Origin of the sequence: Quadrisphaera sp. RL12-1S (assembly GCF_014270065.1) — a bacterium.
Taxonomy (GTDB): Bacteria; Actinomycetota; Actinomycetes; order Actinomycetales; family Quadrisphaeraceae; genus Quadrisphaera.
On sequence record NZ_JACNME010000018.1, the window covers coordinates 48598 to 65701 of the forward strand.

The 17104-nt window shown below is 75.8% G+C and carries 16 protein-coding genes; 12 read left to right on the top strand and 4 right to left on the bottom strand.

Translation table 11 applies throughout. The annotated features are described in order from the left end of the window. Positions 1 to 31: 31 nt before the first annotated feature. Genes ypfJ through H7K62_RS20595 form a run of 3 tightly spaced genes read right to left on the bottom strand, consistent with a single transcriptional unit; the run spans position 32 to position 3494 of the window. Positions 32 to 928 (bottom strand): KPN_02809 family neutral zinc metallopeptidase, encoded by an 897-nt coding sequence (ypfJ, locus tag H7K62_RS20585; protein ID WP_186722259.1) that lies wholly within the window; start codon positions 926 to 928, stop codon positions 32 to 34. A 51-nt stretch (positions 929 to 979) separates the two neighbouring features. Continuing rightward, positions 980 to 2410 (bottom strand): 4-aminobutyrate--2-oxoglutarate transaminase, encoded by a 1431-nt coding sequence (gabT, locus tag H7K62_RS20590; protein WP_186722261.1) that lies wholly within the window; start codon positions 2408 to 2410, stop codon positions 980 to 982. Positions 2411 to 2420: 10 nt separating this feature from the next. Beyond that, complete coding sequence (locus H7K62_RS20595; RefSeq protein WP_186722263.1) at positions 2421 to 3494, bottom strand: lysylphosphatidylglycerol synthase transmembrane domain-containing protein; 1074 nt, start codon at positions 3492 to 3494, stop codon at positions 2421 to 2423. 32 nt (positions 3495 to 3526) lie between these two features. On the opposite strand from H7K62_RS20595, the gene dxr reads away from it, so the two are divergent. The 8 genes from dxr to H7K62_RS20635 all read left to right on the top strand — a co-directional run bounded on the left by dxr (position 3527) and on the right by H7K62_RS20635 (position 13407). After that, positions 3527 to 4732, top strand: coding sequence for a 1-deoxy-D-xylulose-5-phosphate reductoisomerase (dxr, locus tag H7K62_RS20600; protein WP_186722265.1), 1206 nt, complete (start codon positions 3527 to 3529; stop codon positions 4730 to 4732). A 15-nt stretch (positions 4733 to 4747) separates the two neighbouring features. Then, positions 4748 to 6130, top strand: coding sequence for a M50 family metallopeptidase (locus H7K62_RS20605; RefSeq protein ID WP_186722267.1), 1383 nt, complete (start codon positions 4748 to 4750; stop codon positions 6128 to 6130). 30 nt (positions 6131 to 6160) lie between these two features. Then, entirely contained in the window at positions 6161 to 7324 is a 1164-nt protein-coding gene (gene ispG / locus H7K62_RS20610) for a flavodoxin-dependent (E)-4-hydroxy-3-methylbut-2-enyl-diphosphate synthase (protein ID WP_186722269.1), read from the top strand. 70 nt (positions 7325 to 7394) lie between these two features. Beyond that, complete coding sequence (locus tag H7K62_RS20615; RefSeq protein WP_186722270.1) at positions 7395 to 8267, top strand: GNAT family N-acetyltransferase; 873 nt, start codon at positions 7395 to 7397, stop codon at positions 8265 to 8267. 103 nt (positions 8268 to 8370) lie between these two features. Further along, on the top strand, positions 8371 to 9684 hold the full coding sequence (locus H7K62_RS20620) for a uracil-xanthine permease family protein (RefSeq protein WP_186722272.1): 1314 nt from the start codon (positions 8371 to 8373) through the stop codon (positions 9682 to 9684). A gap of 150 nt (positions 9685 to 9834) precedes the next feature. Next, complete coding sequence (locus tag H7K62_RS20625; protein WP_186722274.1) at positions 9835 to 10725, top strand: DUF559 domain-containing protein; 891 nt, start codon at positions 9835 to 9837, stop codon at positions 10723 to 10725. A 95-nt stretch (positions 10726 to 10820) separates the two neighbouring features. Beyond that, positions 10821 to 12614, top strand: coding sequence for a proline--tRNA ligase (locus tag H7K62_RS20630; protein ID WP_186722276.1), 1794 nt, complete (start codon positions 10821 to 10823; stop codon positions 12612 to 12614). Between the two features lie 4 nt (positions 12615 to 12618). Further along, positions 12619 to 13407 (top strand): TSUP family transporter, encoded by a 789-nt coding sequence (locus tag H7K62_RS20635; RefSeq protein ID WP_186722301.1) that lies wholly within the window; start codon positions 12619 to 12621, stop codon positions 13405 to 13407. Between the two features lie 21 nt (positions 13408 to 13428). On the opposite strand, the gene H7K62_RS24370 is transcribed toward H7K62_RS20635, so the two are convergent. Then, positions 13429 to 14577 carry a DUF4439 domain-containing protein gene (locus H7K62_RS24370; RefSeq protein ID WP_186722278.1) on the bottom strand — a complete coding sequence of 383 codons (1149 nt, stop codon included), beginning with the start codon at positions 14575 to 14577 and terminating at the stop codon, positions 13429 to 13431. A 151-nt stretch (positions 14578 to 14728) separates the two neighbouring features. Here H7K62_RS24370 and H7K62_RS24375 point away from each other — a divergent pair, with 151 nt between their 5' ends. The 4 genes from H7K62_RS24375 to H7K62_RS20660 form a co-directional block, all read left to right on the top strand. Continuing rightward, positions 14729 to 15268, top strand: a complete 540-nt coding sequence (locus H7K62_RS24375; protein ID WP_186722280.1) for a ribosome maturation factor RimP — start codon at positions 14729 to 14731, stop codon at positions 15266 to 15268. A 1-nt stretch (position 15269) separates the two neighbouring features. After that, positions 15270 to 16283 (top strand): transcription termination factor NusA, encoded by a 1014-nt coding sequence (nusA, locus tag H7K62_RS20650; protein WP_186722282.1) that lies wholly within the window; start codon positions 15270 to 15272, stop codon positions 16281 to 16283. Between the two features lie 75 nt (positions 16284 to 16358). Next, positions 16359 to 16625, top strand: coding sequence for a YlxR family protein (locus H7K62_RS20655; RefSeq protein WP_370591882.1), 267 nt, complete (start codon positions 16359 to 16361; stop codon positions 16623 to 16625). A 129-nt stretch (positions 16626 to 16754) separates the two neighbouring features. Further along, positions 16755 to 17104 (top strand): translation initiation factor IF-2 N-terminal domain-containing protein (locus tag H7K62_RS20660; RefSeq protein ID WP_186722284.1); only part of this gene is annotated, 350 nt, incomplete at its 3' end.

Below are 17104 nucleotides of genomic sequence, written 5' to 3' on the forward strand. Positions count from 1 at the left end.
GCGGGACGACGGCGGCGCGTCTGCAGGCTCCTCAGAGCTGTGCGGCCGTGCTCGTGTCGCAGGCGGCGGGGTCGCCGGAGTCGTACCCCGTCGAGAACCACCGCTGCCGCTGCTCGGCGGTGCCGTGGGTGTACGTCTCAGGGTCGGTCCGCCCGGTAGCGGCCTCCTGGATCCGGTCGTCGCCGACCGACGCCGCCGCGGAGAGCGCGTCCGCCACGTCGGTCTGCGTCAGCGGCTCCAGCAGGGGCCGGCCGGTGTCCGGGTCGGGGGTGGTCGTCGCGTGGTGGGCCCACACCCCCGCGAAGCAGTCGGCCTGGAGCTCGCTGCGGACCGCGGCGGAGTCCGCGCCGGTCCGGTCCCCCTGGACGCCGGCGAGCAGGCCCTGCTGGTCCTGCACCGCGTGCCCGAACTCGTGCGCCACCACGTACTCCTGGGCCAGCGGCCCGCCGCTGGCCCCGAACCTGTCGGTCAGCTCCTGGAAGAACGCGGTGTCGAAGTACGCCGTGCCGTCGCCCGGGCAGTAGAACGGGCCCACGTCGCTGGTCGCCTCCCCGCACGCCGTGCTCACCGCCCCCGTGAAGAGGGTCAGCGCCGGCTCCCGGTACTCGCCGGGCAGCAGCTGCCCCCACACGGCGTCGAGCGACTCGGCGGTGGCGATGACGCGGCAGTCGACGTCCTCGTTGGCCGCCTGGCCGGTGGTGCAGTCGGGGAACGCCTGGCGCCCGTCGACGGCCTGCCCCTGCTGGCTGCCGCCCCCGGAGCCGACCTGCTGCCCGGACACCACGCCGGACAGGTCCAGGCCGAAGTAGGCGCCCACGAGGAGGATGAGCAGGCCACCGACGCCCCCGCCCACGGCGACACCGCGCCGCCCTCCGCCGCCGCGCGAGGCGCGGCCGGGGTCGATCCTGCCGCCGGGGTCGAACGTCACGCCCGGCAGCCTGGCCCTGAGCGGGCCAGGCCGCCAGCCGTCAGCGGGTGGTCAGCCGGCCAGCGCCGCCAGCACCGCCGTCTCCAAGACGTCCAGCGCGTCGTCCAGCAGCGCCGGCTCGATGGTCAGCGGCGGCAGGAAGCGCAGCACGTTGCCGTACGTGCCGCAGGTCAGCGTCACCACGCCGGCCGCGTGGCAGGCGGCGCTGATGGCGGCGGCCCCCGCAGCGTCGGGCTGGCGCGTGGCGCGCCGCGCCCCGTCGCCGTCGTCCTCGGTCTCGACCACCTCGATCGCCAGCATCGCGCCGCGGCCGCGCACGTCACCGATGCCCGGCCGCTGCGCCTGCAGCGAGCGCAGGCGCGGCAGCATGCGCTCCTCGATGCTGCGGGCCGCGCCCACGAGGTCGAGGTCGGCCATGGCGTCCAGCGCCCCGAGGGCCGCGGCGCACGCGACGGGGTTGCCGCCGTAGGTGCCCCCGAGCCCGCCGCTGTGCACGGCGTCCATGGCGTCGGCGCGCCCGACCACCCCGGCCAGCGGCAGGCCGCCGGCCACGCCCTTGGCGATGGTCACGAGGTCGGGGCGGACGCCCTCCGCCTCGCAGGCGAACACGTCACCGGTGCGCGCGAACCCCGTCTGCACCTCGTCGGCCACGAACAGCGCGCCGTTCGCGCGGCACCAGGCGGCCAGCGCGGGCAGGAAGCCCGGGGCCGGCGCCACGAAGCCGCCCTCGCCCTGGACGGGCTCGATGACCACGCAGGCGACCTGGTCCGCGCCCACCTGGGCCTCGATGACCGCGATCGCGCGGGCCGCCGCCTGCTCCCCGGTCATCCCCTCCGGGTCGCGGAAGGGGTAGCTCATGGGCGCGCGGTAGACCTCGCCCGCGAACGGTCCGAAGCCCTTCTTGTAGGGCATGGCCTTGGCGGTCATGGCCATCGTGAGGTTGGTGCGGCCGTGGTAGGCGTGGTCGAAGACGACGACCGCGTCGCGCCCGGTGGCGTGGCGGGCGATCTTCACCGCGTTCTCCACCGCCTCCGAGCCGGTGTTGAACAGGGCGGCCTTGGCGGGACCGTCGACCGGGGCCAGGCGCACCAGCGCCTCGCACACCGCCACGTACTCCTCGTACGGGGTGACCATGAAGCAGGTGTGGGTGAAGTCGGCCACCTGCGCCTGCACGCGCTCCACCACGCGAGGCTGGGCGTGGCCCACGTTGACCACGGCGATGCCGGCGCCCAGGTCGATGAGCTGGTTGCCGTCCGCGTCGAGCAGCACGGCCCCCTCGGCGCGCTCGACGAACACCGGCAGCGTCGACCCGACGCCCTTGCTCACAGCCGCGAGCCGCCGCTCCTGCAGCGCCTTCGAGCGCGGGCCGGGGACCTCGGTGACGAGCCGGCGGACCTGCTCGAGGGGCTCGCGGGACGCGGTGGCGCTGCTGGTGGCGGAGGCGCTGCCGGTGGAGGAGCGGGGGTCGGCCGTGGTGGTCATGGAGACGAGGTTAGGACCCGCGCGGCCGCTTGTGGAGCGCCCACAGCACCCAGCCGGAGCCGCCGACCAGGCCCAGGCTCACCGCGCGGTAGAGGACGTCGGCGGCGAGCGCCTCGCCGGGGGTCGCCCCCGCCGCGACCAGGCCGACCGTCAGGGCCGCGTCCACCACGCCCAGGCCCGCCGGGACCAGCGGGAAGGACGCGGCGGCCATGGCGGCCGTGTACGCCAGCAGCACGTGCTCCGGGCGCAGCCCGTCGAGACCCGCCGCCGTGCAGCACAGCCACAGCGCCGCGGCGTCGAGCACCCAGTTGGCCAGCGCCCCCGCACCCGCCCACACCCACGTGCTGGGGCGGACCCGCACGGCCGCGAGGCCGTGCGCGCCCGCGTGCACCCGGTGCAGCGCGGCGCCCGTGCGGGGACGGCGGCCCGACAGCCGGGTGAGCGCGGCGGTGGTGACGTCGTGCGCCGTCGAGGCCCAGGCGCGGTGCGCGCCCAGCATCCGCGCCGCCACCACGACGACGACGAAGACCCCGGCCGCCGCCAGCAGGTGCCCCAGGTCTCCGCGCGCGCCGGTCCAGACGCCGCCCACCGCGCCGAGCAGGGCCAGCGCCGCCGACGAGAGCACGCCGCTGACCGCGATCACCCAGGTGGTGGTGGGCCGGGACGCGCCCAGGGCGGTCATCCGCGCGAAGTTGTGCGCGGTGGAGAAGACCGGGCCGCCCGGCAGGGAGATGCTCAGCGAGTGCGCCTCGAAGGCCAGCGCCGTGGTGGCCCGGCGCCGGGCCGCGCTCCGCGGGACCCCCGCGCCCAGCAGCAGCCGGCGCTGCATGACGGCGTACGCCACCATCGAGGCGAGGTCGACCAGCGCCGCCAGACCCAGCGTCCACCAGACGGGGTCGCTGACGGCGCGCAGCGCCCGCAGCACGTCGCGGCGCCCGGCGACCAGCTCCACCGCCACCACGCCGAGCAGCAGCACCACCACGGCCCAGCGCGTGAGGCGCCACCACGACGCCGCCGGACGCGCGGCGCCGCCGGTCGCACCGGTCGCGTCGGTCGCGTCGAGGTCGGGCACCGTGCTGCTCATCACCCCCATCATCGGCGCGCGAGGATGGAGGCGTGAGCAGCACGCGCGACGTCGTCCTCCTCGGGTCCACCGGGTCGATCGGCACGCAGGCCGAGGACGTCGTCGCCAGCGCCCCCGGGCGCTTCCGCGTGGTGGCCGTGGCCGCCGGCGGGTCCGACCCCGCGCGCCTGCGCCAGCTGGCCGAGCAGGCGGTGCGCCTCGAGGTGCAGGCCGTCGGCGTGGCCGACCCCGCCGCCGAGCCCGCGCTGCGCGAGCACCTGGCCTCCGCGGCCCGCGGGGCGGGCCGCACCGGGTGGGCCCCCGAGGTGCTCGCCGGGCCCGAGGCCGCGGTCGAGCTGGCCGGCCGGCGCTGCGACGTCGTCCTCAACGGCATGACGGGGTCGGTGGGCCTGCGGCCCACCCTGGCGGCGCTGGCGGCGGGCACCACCCTGGCGCTGGCCAACAAGGAGTCTCTGGTGGTGGGCGGGCCCCTGGTCAAGGCCCTCGCCGCTCCCGGGCAGGTGGTCCCGGTCGACTCCGAGCACTCCGCCATCGCCCAGTGCCTGCGCGGCGGCACGGCCGCGGAGGTGCGCCGGCTGGTGCTCACCGCGTCCGGCGGCCCCTTCCGCGGGCGCTCGCGCGCCTCGCTGGCCGAGGTGACCCCCGAGCAGGCGCTGGCCCACCCGACGTGGGCGATGGGCCCGGTGGTCACCACCAACTCCGCGACCATGGTCAACAAGGCCCTCGAGGTGGTGGAGGCGCACCTGCTCTTCGACCTCCCGCTGGAGCGCATCGACGTCGTCGTCCACCCGCAGTCGGTGGTGCACTCCATGGTGGAGTTCACCGACGGCTCGACCCTCGCCCAGTGCTCACCCCCGGACATGCGCCTGCCGATATCCCTGGGCATGGGGTGGCCGGACCGGGTGGAGCGCGCCGGCTACGGCGTCGACTGGACGCAGGCGACCGCGTGGACGTTCGAGCCGCTCGACGAGGAGGCCTTCCCCGCGGTGGCCCTGGCGCGCTCGGCGGCGACCACGGGCGGCACGGCGCCGGCGGTCTTCAACGCCGCCAACGAGGAGTGCGTCGCGGCGTTCCTCGCACGCCGGCTGCCGTTCCTGGGCATCGTGGACACCGTCGCCCGCGTGGTCGAGGAGCACCGCGGGCACAGCGCGCTCCCAGGCGAGGGGCTGACGGTGGACGACGTGCTGGCGGCAGAGGGCTGGGCGCGCACGCGCGCCCGCGAGCTGGTGGGGGTCTGAGCGGTGGGTGAGGTCGTGGCGTGGGTCGTCGGGGTCGGGGTGTTCGTGCTCGGCCTGGGGATCTCCATCGCCCTGCACGAGGTGGGGCACCTGCTGCCCGCCAAGCGCTTCGGCGTGAAGGTGACGCAGTACATGGTCGGCTTCGGGCCGACCCTCTGGTCGCGCCGGCGGGGTGAGACCGAGTACGGGGTGAAGGCGATCCCGCTCGGGGGCTACGTGCGGATGGTCGGCATGTACGCGCCGCTCACCGCCGTGGTGGAGGAGCGCGTCGACGACGAGGCGCGCGCCCTCGAGGGTGACGCCGCCGCCGCCGGACGGGTGCGCCGGCAGCGGCGCCAGGGCCCGTTCGCGCAGATGGCGGCCGACGCGCGCGCCCAGGCCGCCGAGGAGGTCGTGCCGGGGGAGGAGCACCGCTCCTTCCACCGCCTGCCCGTGGGTCGGCGGATCGTGGTGATGCTCGGCGGTCCGGTGGTCAACCTCGTCATCGCCACCGTGCTGCTCGGTGGATACGTCACCACCACCGGCCTGCCGCAGACCACGCCCGTGGTCAGCTCGGTCTCGCAGTGCGTGCTGCCCGCCGGGAGCGCACAGACGGCGTGCACCGCCTCGGACCCCGCCAGCCCCGCCGCGCGGGCCGGGCTGCAGCAGGGCGACCGCATCGTCTCGGTGGACGGCGTGGCCGCGGACGGCGACTGGACGCGCGTGCAGCAGACCATCCGGGCCTCGGCCGACAAGACCGTGCCGATCGTGGTGGAGCGCGGTGGGCAGCGGCTCACCCTGCAGGCGCCGATCATCCCCAACCAGGTGGCGCGGGTGTCTTCCTCCGGTGCCGTACAGACCGCGCCGGACGGCACCGTGCTCACCGACCGCGTCGGGTTCCTGGGCGTCACGCCCAGCACCGAGGTGGTGCCGCAGCCCGTCACCGCCGTGCCCGGCTTCATGGCCGAGCAGACCTGGAACGTCGCCAAGATCGTGCTGACGCTGCCGCAGCGCATGGTCGGGGTGGCGCAGGCCGCGTTCGGCGACGGTCCGCGCGACCCGAACGGGCCGATCGGCATCGTGGGCGTGGGGCGCCTGTCGGGGGAGATCGCGAGCAGCGACCTGTTCCACTCGACCGGGCAGCGGGTGGCGGCGATCGTCTCGGTGCTCGGCTCGCTGAACCTCGCGCTGTTCGTCTTCAACCTCGTGCCGCTGCTGCCGCTGGACGGCGGCCACGTGGCCGGGGCGCTGTGGGAGGGCGCCCGCCGCAAGGTGGCCTCCTGGCGGGGCCGGCCCGACCCGGGGCCCTTCGACCTCGCCAAGCTGCTGCCCGTCACCTACGCCGTCACCCTGGTGATCATCGCGATGTCCGGGCTGCTGCTCTACGCCGACGTGGTGCGCCCCATCACCCTGGGGTGACGCGCGCGGGCGGCGGGGGATACTGGTCGCATGGCATCGGTCCCGGTCAGCCTCGGCATGCCGAGCGTCAAGGAGGCGCCGCCCGTCCTGGCGCCCCGTCGTCCCACCCGGCAGATCAGGGTCGGCTCGGTCGGGGTCGGCAGCGAGTCGCCGGTGAGCGTCCAGTCCATGACGACGACGCCGACCACGGACATCAACGCCACGCTGCAGCAGATCGCCGAGCTGACGGCGTCCGGGTGCGACATCGTCCGCGTCGCGTGCCCCAGCCAGGACGACGCCGACGTCCTGCACATCATCGCCAAGAAGTCGCAGATCCCGGTGATCGCCGACATCCACTTCCAGCCCAAGTACGTCTTCACCGCCATCGAGGCCGGCTGCGCCGCGGTGCGCGTGAACCCCGGCAACATCCGCAAGTTCGACGACCAGGTCAAGGAGATCGCCCGCGCGGCGAAGGACCACGGCACGTCCATCCGGATCGGCGTCAACGCCGGGTCGCTCGACAAGCGGATCATGGACAAGCACGGCAAGGCCACCCCGGAGGCCCTCGTGGAGTCCGCGGTGTGGGAGGCGTCTCTCTTCGAGGAGCACGACTTCCACGACTTCAAGATCTCGGTGAAGCACAACGACCCCGTGGTCATGGTGCGCGCCTACGAGCTGCTCGCGGAGAAGGGCGACTGGCCGCTGCACCTCGGCGTCACCGAGGCCGGCCCCGCCTTCCAGGGCACCATCAAGTCCGCCACCGCGTTCGGCGCGCTGCTGTCCCAGGGCATCGGAGACACCATCCGCGTGTCCCTGTCGGCGCCGCCGGTGGAGGAGGTCAAGGTCGGCATCCAGATCCTGCAGTCGCTCAACCTGCGCGAGCGCAAGCTGGAGATCGTCTCCTGCCCCTCCTGCGGACGCGCCCAGGTGGACGTCTACACCCTGGCCGACGAGGTCACCGCCGGCCTGGAGGGCATGAGCGTGCCGCTGCGCGTGGCCGTCATGGGCTGCGTCGTCAACGGCCCCGGCGAGGCCCGCGAGGCCGACCTCGGCGTCGCCTCCGGCAACGGCAAGGGGCAGATCTTCGTGAAGGGGCAGGTCATCAAGACCGTCCCCGAGCACGACATCGTCGCCACGCTCATCGAGGAGGCCAACCGCCTGGCCGCCGAGATGGGCGAGGTCGAGGGCGCCGCGCCGTCCGTCTCGGTCGGCTGAGGCGGGCGCACAGCCGCCGATCGGGAACCTCCCCGGTCGCGGCCAGCCCGCCGACCGGCAGGATGCCGCTGTGTTCCGCAGCCCGCTGCGCGTCCTCGACGACGCCGACCGCGCCGACGTCCTCGCGCTGTGCGCGCAGGACCCGGTGGCGAGCATCTTCGTCACCAGCCGCGTGGCCGCCGTCGGGGCGGCTCCCGCACGCCTCGGCGGCCAGCTGTGGGGGTGGGGCGGGCCGGGTCGCCTGACCGGCATCTGCTGGGACGGCGCCAACCTCGTGCCCGTGCTCAGCACCGCGCTGGCGCCCGCCGAGCAGGCCCTCGCCCTGGACGCCTTCGCCGCCCGCGCCCGCCGCGTGGGACGGCGCTGCTCCTCGCTGGTCGGGTCCGCGCCCGCCGTCCTGGGCCTGTGGGACAGGCTCCAGGGCAGCTGGGGACCCGCCCGTGACGTACGGCCCGACCAGCCCCTCATGGCCGTGCGCACACCGCCGCTGGTGGCGCCCGACACCGCCGTCCGCCGCGCCACGGCCGACGACCTCGACGTCCTCGTGCCCGCCTGCATCGCCATGTTCACCGAGGAGGTCGGGTACTCGCCGACCGCCGGGGACGGCGGCGCCACCTACCGCCGGCGCGTCGAGGAGCTCGTGGCGGCCGGCAGGTCCTACGTGCGGATCGAGGGCGAGGGCAGCGCGCGGGAGGTGGTCTTCAAGGCCGAGCTCGGCGCGGTGGCCCCCGGGGTCGCCCAGGTGCAGGGCGTGTGGGTGCACCCGGAGCGCCGCGGCCACGGCATCGCCGAGCCGGGCATGGCCGCCGTCGTCCTGTCCACCCAGGCCGCCGGCTACCCCGTGGTCAGCCTGTACGTGAACGACTACAACACCCGCGCCGTGCGCGCCTACGAGGCCGTGGGCTTCGAGCGGGTGGGCACCTTCGCCACCGTGCTCTTCTGACGCCCTTCTGACGCGCGGGCGCCGCGGCAGCGCCGCCACCCACTAGCGTCAGCGGGCCGCGCAGCACGGGCGGCGACCACAGCACGGGTGAGGGTGAGGGTTCGTGGCGCGCACGAGCGGGTTCTGGCAGCTGCACGGTGACGGGCGGACCATCGAGCAGGGGGCCGTGGTGGCCCCGGAGGAGCGCCTCAGCTGGCCGCGCACGGTGGGCATCGGGATGCAGCACGTGGTGGCGATGTTCGGCGCCACCTTCCTCGTGCCGCTCATCACCGGCTTCCCGCCGTCGACCACGCTGTTCTTCTCGGCCGTGGGCACGGCCCTGTTCCTGCTGCTGACGCGCGGGCGCCTGCCCAGCTACCTGGGCTCCAGCTTCGCGTTCCTCGCTCCGATCGCGGCGGCCAAGACGGCGGGCGGCCTGTCGGCGGCGCTCGGCGGCGTCGTCGTCACCGGGGTGCTGCTGGCCCTGGTCGGGCTGCTGGTGCAGCGCGCCGGCGCCGCGTGGATCGAGCGGCTGCTGCCGCCGGCCGTCACCGGGACGATCGTGGCGCTCATCGGCCTCAACCTGGCCCCCGCGGCCTGGAACAACGTCAAGGGGGCGCCGGTCACCGCCGTCGTGACGATCGCCGCGATCGTGCTGGCGTCGGTGCTGCTGCGCGGGCTGCTGGGGCGGCTCTCGATCCTGCTGGGCGTGCTGGTCGGCTACCTCGTGGCCGTGGTCCGCGGGGAGGTGGTCTTCGACCAGGTGAGGGCCGCGGCCTGGGTGGGGCTGCCGGCGTTCTCCACGCCCACCTTCGACCTCGCGGTGATCGTCGTCTTCGTGCCGGTGGTGCTCGTGCTCGTGGCGGAGAACGTCGGGCACGTCCGCTCCGTGGCCGCGCTGACCGGGCGCGACCTCGACCCGCTCACCGGCCGGGCGCTCCTGGCCGACGGCCTGGCCACCACGCTCGCGGGCCTCGGCGGCGGGTCGGGCACCACCACCTACGCGGAGAACATCGGCGTCATGGCCGCCAGCCGCGTCTACTCCACCGCGGCCTACGCCGTGGCCGCCGGCGCCGCGCTGGTGCTCAGCCTCTGCCCGAAGTTCGGGGCGGTCATCGCCACCGTCCCCGCCGGCGTGCTCGGCGGTGCCGGCACCGTGCTGTACGGGCTCATCGGCGTGCTCGGGGCGCGGATCTGGGTGCAGGCGCGGGTGGACTTCTCCCGCCCCGCCGTCCTCACCAGCGCCGGGGTGGCGCTCATCATCGGGATCGCTGACTACACGCTCACCGTGGGCGGCTTGACGCTCACGGGCATCGCGCTCGGCACCCTCGCCGCCGTCGGGCTCTACCACCTCATGACGGCCCTCGGCCGCTGGCGCGGCACCGACCCCGGCGACGGCCCCCGCTCCGAGCCGGCCAGCCCCGCCTACCGCGTCTGAGCCTCCCGACCGACCTGCGGCCCCTGTGACGCCGGACAGGCAGAAGTCCTCGTCAGCTGCTCCGCAGGGTGCTCCAGGGGAGTTCTGCCTGTCCGGCGTCACCTGTGGACAAGATCCACATCTACGCCGTCGGTTCGCCACGGTGATCGGGTGGACGTCAACGAGGTGTGCAGGGCCCTGTGGAGGAACGGCGGCGTGGCGGTGCGCCGAGAGCTCGCCTGCGACTGGCGCGCCCTGGAACGCGCTCTGCTGAGCGGCCGGGTGCTGCGCCTGGCGCGCGGTGTCTACGGGCTGTCCAGCGGAGCCGCCCCGCTCGCGGCGGCGGCCAGCGTCAGCGGTGTGGCCTCGCACCTGAGCGCGGCACAGCTGTGGATGCTGGACGTGGTCGCGCCGCCGGCGCTGCCGCACGTGACCGTCCCGCGCCACCGCAGGCTCGTCAGCGACCAGGTGGTGCGCCACTGGGCGGACCTACCGCCCGGTGACGTGGACGGTCGCGTCACCACACCGCTGCGGACGGTGGTCGACTGCGCCCGCACGCTGCCCTTCCCCGAAGCTCTCGCTGTGGGCGACTCCGCCCTGCGGCGCGGGCTCGTGACCCGCTCCGAGCTGCTCGCACGTGCGGACGCCACCCGCGGCGCCGGGAGGGCGGCGGTGCGGCGCGTCGCTGAGCACGCGTCGGGTCGGCCTGCCAACCCGTTCGAGTCGGCGCTGCGAGGCATCGCGCTGGGCGCCGGACTGACGGGCCTGCTGCCGCAGGTCTGGCTGGACGGCGACTCCGGCAGCATCCGTCCCGACCTCATCGACCCGGCGCTGCGGCTCGTCGTCGAGGCGGACAGCTTCGAGTGGCACGGCAGGCGCTCCGCCCTGGCTGCGGACTGCCACCGCTACGACGAGCTGGTCGCCGACGGGTGGACGGTCCTGCGGTACGCGTGGGAGCAGGTGATGTTCGACCGGGAGTGGGTCGCCAGCACCCTGCAGCGGACCGCACGCAGGTGCGCTGTGACGGCCGACATGCAGAAGTCCCTCAGCGTCGCCGCGTGAGGGGCTCGCAGGGACTTCTGCCCGTCCGGCGTCACGCGGGCGCGGGCCGGCGGGACGCGCGGGGCGGGGTGAGGGGGCGGCACTAAGGTCGGGGCGTGCTGTTGAGGACCTCCACGCTGCTCCTGCGCACCCTGCGCGAGGACCCGGCCGACGCCGAGCTGGCCAGCCACAAGCTGCTCGTGCGCGCCGGGTACATCCGCCGCGCCGCCCCGGGCGGCTTCTCGTGGCTGCCGCTGGGCCTGCGGGTGCTGCGCAAGGTCGAGCGGATCGTCCGCGAGGAGATGGACGCCATCGGCGCCCAGGAGGTGCACTTCCCCGCGCTGCTGCCGAAGGAGCCGTACGAGGCGACCGGCCGGTGGACGGAGTACGGTCCCAACCTCTTCCGCCTGCAGGACCGCCGCGGCGCCGACTTCCTCCTCGCGCCCACCCACGAGGAGATGTTCACGCTGCTCGTGAAGGACCAGTGCTCGTCCTACAAGGACCTGCCGCTGAGCCTGTACCAGGTGCAGACGAAGTACCGCGACGAGGCGCGGCCCCGCGCGGGCCTGCTGCGCGGCCGCGAGTTCGTCATGAAGGACAGCTACTCCTTCGACGTCGACGACGCCGGGCTGGAGAAGGCCTACCAGCGCCACCGCGAGGCCTACGTCCGCATCTTCGACAGGCTCGGGCTGGAGTACGTCATCGTCTCCGCGGTCTCCGGCGCCATGGGCGGCTCGGCCAGCGAGGAGTTCCTCCACCCCAGCCCCCAGGGCGAGGACACCTACGTCCGCTCCGCCGGCGGGTACGCCGCCAACGTCGAGGCGGTCACCACGGTCGCGCCCGAGCCGGTGGCCTGGGACGACGCCCCGCCCGCCGTGGTCCGCGACACCCCGGACACCCCGACCATCGACACGCTGGTGGCGGTCTCCAACCAGCTGCACCCGCGCGAGGACCGCGCCTGGGAGGCCGCGGACACCCTCAAGAACGTCATCGTGCTGCTGCGCCACCCCGACGGCTCCACGGAGCCGCTCGCGATCGGCGTGCCCGGAGACCGCGAGGTGGACCCCAAGCGCCTCGAGGCCGCCGTGTCGCCCGCCACCGTCGAGCCGTTCGACGAGGCGCAGTTCGCCCAGCACCCCGAGCTGGTCAAGGGCTACATCGGCCCCGGCGGCCTGGGCCTGCGCCTCACCGGCGAGACCGACGAGCACGGCCAGCCCGTCACCACCGGGATCCGCTACCTGCTCGACCCGCGCATCGCCCCCGGCACCGCGTGGGTCACGGGCGCCGACCAGCCCGGCCGGCACGTCTTCGGGCTCGTGGCCGGCCGGGACTTCACCGGCGACGGCACCATCGACGCCGCCGAGGTCCGCGACGGCGACCCCGCCCCCGACGGCTCCGGCCCGCTGGAGACCGCCCGCGGCATGGAGATGGGGCACATCTTCCAGCTCGGCCGCAAGTACGCGCAGGCCCTGGGCCTGCAGGTGCTCGACGAGAACGGCAAGCTCGTCACGGTCACCATGGGCTCCTACGGCGTGGGCGTCTCCCGCGCCGTCGCCGCCATCGCCGAGGCCGGCCACGACGAGCTGGGCCTGGTCTGGCCGCGCTCGGTGGCCCCCGTCGACGTGCACGTGGTCGTCGCGGGCAAGGACGCCGCGGTCGTCGAGGGCGGCGAGCGCCTCGCCGCCGAGCTGGTGGCCGCCGGCCTCGACGTCCTCCTGGACGACCGCCCCCGCGTCAGCCCCGGCGTGAAGTTCAAGGACGCCGAGCTGGTGGGCGTGCCCACGATCGTCACGGTGGGCAAGCGCCTCGCCGACGGCGTCGTCGAGGTCCGCGACCGCGCCTCCGGCGAGCGCACGGACGTGCCCGTCGAGGGCGCCGCGCAGCACCTCGTCGCGCTCGTGCGCGGCTGACGCCCTGCTCGGGCTCGAGGGGCTGACCCCCGAGGTCTTCGCCCTGCTCCTGCTCGCCGCGCTGGCGGCCGGGTGGGTCGACGCGGTGGTCGGCGGCGGCGGTCTCGTCCAGCTGCCGGCGCTGCTGCTCGTCCCCGGGATCAGCCCGGTCCAGGCCCTGGCCACCAACAAGCTGGCGGGGTTCGCGGGGACGACGACGAGCGCCGTCACGTACGCCCGCCGCGTGCGCGTGGACCTGCGCACCGCGGTGCCCATGGCGCTGGCCGCCGGCCTGGCCGCGGCCGGGGGAGCGGCCCTGGCGCACTGGGTGCCCGCCGGCGCGCTGCGCCCGGTGGTGCTCGTGGCGCTGGTGGCCGTGGCCGCGTGGACCCTGCTGCGCCCACCCCCGGCGGAGGCGGCGGCGCTGCGCTTCGACGGGCGCCGACACGCCGCGGCCGCCGCGGCGCTGGGCGGGCTCGTCGGCCTCTACGACGGCGCGCTCGGGCCGGGCACCGGCTCGTTCCTCGTGGCCGGGCTCGTCGGCCTCGGGTACGCCTTCCTGCCCGCCAGCGCCGTCGCGAAGGTGGTCAACGCCGCCACCAACCTCGGGGCGCTGGTGGTGTTCACCCTCGCCGGGTCCGTGGTGTGGGGGCTGGGCCTGTCCATGGCCGTCGCCAACGTGCTGGGCGGATACCTCGGGGCCCGCACCGCCGTGGCCCGCGGCAGCGGCTTCGTGCGGGTGGTCTTCCTCGTGGTGGTCGGCGCGCTGGTGCTGCGCCTGGGCTGGCAGGTGCTGGCCCCCCTGCTCGGCTGACGGCGCGACCCCGGACCGCCCTCAGCGGCCGGACAGCCCGGGCAGCGCCACCAGCCCCGGCGCAGACGCGGCGCTGCGCCACTCCTGCCAGCGGAGCGCGGCCAGCCGCAGCTGGGCGGCGGCGGGGGCACGCCGCTCCCGGTCGGACGCGGCCACCACGTCCGCCCAGGCCGCCGCGGAGGCACCTTCCAGCCGCTGCGCCAGGTCGAGCGCGGCCGCCGCACCGGTGACGGGAGACGGCAGCGCCCACGCCGGGGCAGGAGGCGGCGGGGCGGCGCCCTGGGCGAGCAGGTCGTCGCGCAGCAGCTCCACGAGGTCCGTGTGGGAGGCCAGGTCGCGGACGGCGGTGTCGCGCTGTGCGCCGGCGAGCCGGGCGGCCACCACCCCGTAGCCGTACTCGGCGGCCTCCTCCACGCCGAGGGCCGCCACCAGCGCCGCCTGCTCGCCCGAGGCCGCCGCGGCGGTGGGGCTGGCCGAGGCGCGGGTGCCCGGGCCGGCCGACGAGGCGAGCGGGGACGCCGACGCCGCAGCAGACGCCGCAGCAGACGACGGAGACGAGGACGGGGACGACGACGGCGCGGGGCTCCCACCGGGCGCGGCCTGCTGCCCCAGCGACGCGCGCGTCCAGGCGGCCCCCGCGTCGAGCCCCGCGGCCAGGCAGGCGAGCATCCGCGCCGTCCCGCCGGCCACCGCGGCGAGGTCCGCGGAGGCCGTCTCGGCGGCGTCCTCCAGCAGCCCCGCCACCTGCTGGGCTGAGGGCTGGGCTGAGGGCTGGGCTGACGGGGGAGCGGTGCCGGTGCTGGTCGCAGCGCTCGCGGACGGGCTGCTCGTCGTCGTCGTGGTCCTGGCCGTGCTGGTGCTGGTGCTCGTGGGAGCGGTGGTGGGGGCGGTGGCCCCCAGCGCCACCAGCTGCTCGTCGAGCGCCGCGCGCAGGGGGCCGGCCAGGGACGCGTCCAGACCGCCCAGCTGCGCCAGCACGGCGCCGACGGCGCCCACCGCGGCGCGCCGGGCGAGCTCGTCGGGGTCCGGGGGGCCGGGCGTGGGCGACGGGTCACCGCCCAGCGGCTGGAGGCGGAGCCGGCCCCACGGGGTCGCGCAGCCCGCCAGCCCCGCCGCGGCGGACGCGGACAGGGCCGCCAGCACGGCGCGCCGCGTGGGGGAGGTCGGCACGCCTCGTGATCCTGCCACCGGCGGCCGGCGCTCGCGGCGCTCTGGGCATCCCCGCGCGGCGACTAGGGTTCTCGGGTCGCCGCCGTGCCCGGGCCCCGCCCGGGGCGGACCGTGCGATCGCTGCTCAGCCCTCGAGATCCCAGGAGTCCCGGTGCCAGCCCCCCAGGCCGCGCACGACCGCGTGGTCGCCGCCGTCCAGCCCGCCGTCACCGGCAGCGGCCTCGTGCTGGAGGAGGTCGAGCTCGCCCGCGCCGGTGCCCGCACCGTGGTCCGCGTGGTGGTCGACCTCCCCGACGACGCCGTGGGCGCCGTCTCCTCCGACGCCCTGGCCGCCGTCTCGCGCGCGGTGAGCGCCGCCATGGACGCCGTGGACGGCGTCCTCGGGGACCGTCCGTACGTGCTCGAGGTGGGCTCGCCGGGCGTGTCGCGGCCGCTGACCGAGCGCCGGCACTGGTCCCGCGCGCGCACCCGTCTCGTGGCGGTGCCGGTGGCGGGCGTCGCCACCACGGGCCGCGTCGTCGCCGTCGACGACGACGGCGTCGTGCTCGACGTGGACGGCGAGCAGCGGCGCGCCGCCTGGGAGGACCTGGGCACCGGGCGCGTGCAGGTGGAGTTCGGGCGGCCGACCGCCGCCGACGAGGCCGACGACGAGCTGGCCGCAGACGACGAGCTGGACGAGGACGAGGACTGACGTGGACATCGACATGGCGGCGCTGCGCGCCGTGGAGCGCGAGCGCGAGATCCCCCTCGACGTGCTGGTGACGGCCATCGAGCAGGCGCTGCTCGTGGCCTACCACCGCACCGAGGGCTCGCAGCCCCGGGCGCGGGTGGAGCTGGACCGCAAGACCGGGCACGTGGTGGTCCTGGCGGCCGAGATGGACGAGGCCGGCCAGGTGCTGCGCGAGTTCGACGACACCCCCAAGGGCTTCGGCCGGGTGGCCGCGGGCACCGCGCGCCAGGTGATCCTGCAGCGACTGCGCGCCGCCGAGGACGAGCAGGTGCTCGGCGCCTTCGCCGGCCGCGAGGGCGACGTCATCAGCGGCATCGTCCAGCAGGGCCACGACCCGCGCCTGGTGCACCTGGAGGTCGGTGGCGTCGAGGCCGTCATGCCGCCGAGCGAGCAGGTGCCGGGGGAGTCCTACCCGCACGGGCAGCGCCTGCGCGCCTTCGTGGTCTCGGTGCGCCGCACCCCCAAGGGCCCCTCGATCACCGTCTCGCGCACCCACCCCGACCTCGTCCGCGCGCTCTTCGCGCTGGAGGTGCCCGAGGTGGCCGACGGCACGGTGGAGATCATGGCGCTGGCCCGCGAGGCCGGTCACCGCACCAAGGTGGCGGTGCGCGCCACCCGGTCGGGCGTCAACCCCAAGGGCGCCTGCATCGGGCCGATGGGCGCCCGCGTGCGCGCCGTCATGACCGAGCTGCACGGCGAGAAGATCGACATCGTGGACTGGGACGACGACCCGGCGCGCTTCGTGGGCAACGCGCTCTCGCCCTCTCGCGTGGTGTCGGTGGAGGTCGTGGACGCCGCGGCCCGCGCCGCGCGCGTCGTCGTCCCCGACTTCCAGCTGTCGCTGGCGATCGGCAAGGAGGGGCAGAACGCCCGCCTCGCCGCCCGGCTGACCGGGTGGCGCATCGACATCCGGTCGGACGCCGAGGGCGACCAGGGCGGGAACCGGGCGGAAGCCTCCGGCCGCCGAGAGCGTTAGACTGTGCGAGCCGGCCTCTCCGCCGTGCAGCCGACCACCCCGCCCGCAGCCCCTCGTGAGCCGCAGCGGACGTGCGTGGGCTGCCGCCAGCGGGGTGACCGGTCGCGGTTGCTGCGCGTCGTCGCGGACCGGAGCGGGGGCCCATCGGTCCTCCTCCCCGATCCCGGTGCCCGGCTGCCGGGGCGGGGAGCCTGGGTGCACCTCGCGCTGGCCTGCCTGGACCTCGCGGAGCGCCGGCGCGCGTTCCCCCGGGCCCTGCGCCTGCCGGGACCGCTCGACGCCGGCGCCGTCCGGGAGCACCTGCAGCAGCGCGGTGGGTCACCAGCACCAGAGCACCACTAGTCCAGCCGTCCGACGAGAACCGAGAGCGGGTCATCACCTGATGGGCACCCGATGAGCCTCCAGCGATGAACACCCCCCCGTACTGACCACGGTCCGAGCCTCTCCGGCCCGGACCGGATGAGGAGAGATGTGGCAAAGGTCCGCGTGTACGAGCTCGCCAAGGAGTTCGGAGTAGAGAGCAAGGCGCTCATGTCCAAGCTCCAGGACATGGGCGAGTTCGTGAAGTCCCCCAGCTCGACCATCGAGCCGCCGGTCGTGCGCAAGCTGAAGTCGGAGTACGCCGCTGCCAACGGTGGTGGCTCCGGGTCCGCCGCGCCGTCGGCCCCCGCGCGCCAGGCCCCGACGCCCGGCGCCGTGCGCCCGGGCCCGCGCGTCGCCGCGCCCGCCCCGTCCGCGCCCTCGGCGCCCAGCGCTCCCGCTGCCGCCGCTCCGTCGGCGCCCGCCGCGCCGGCCCCCAGCGCTCCCGCTGCGGCGCAGCC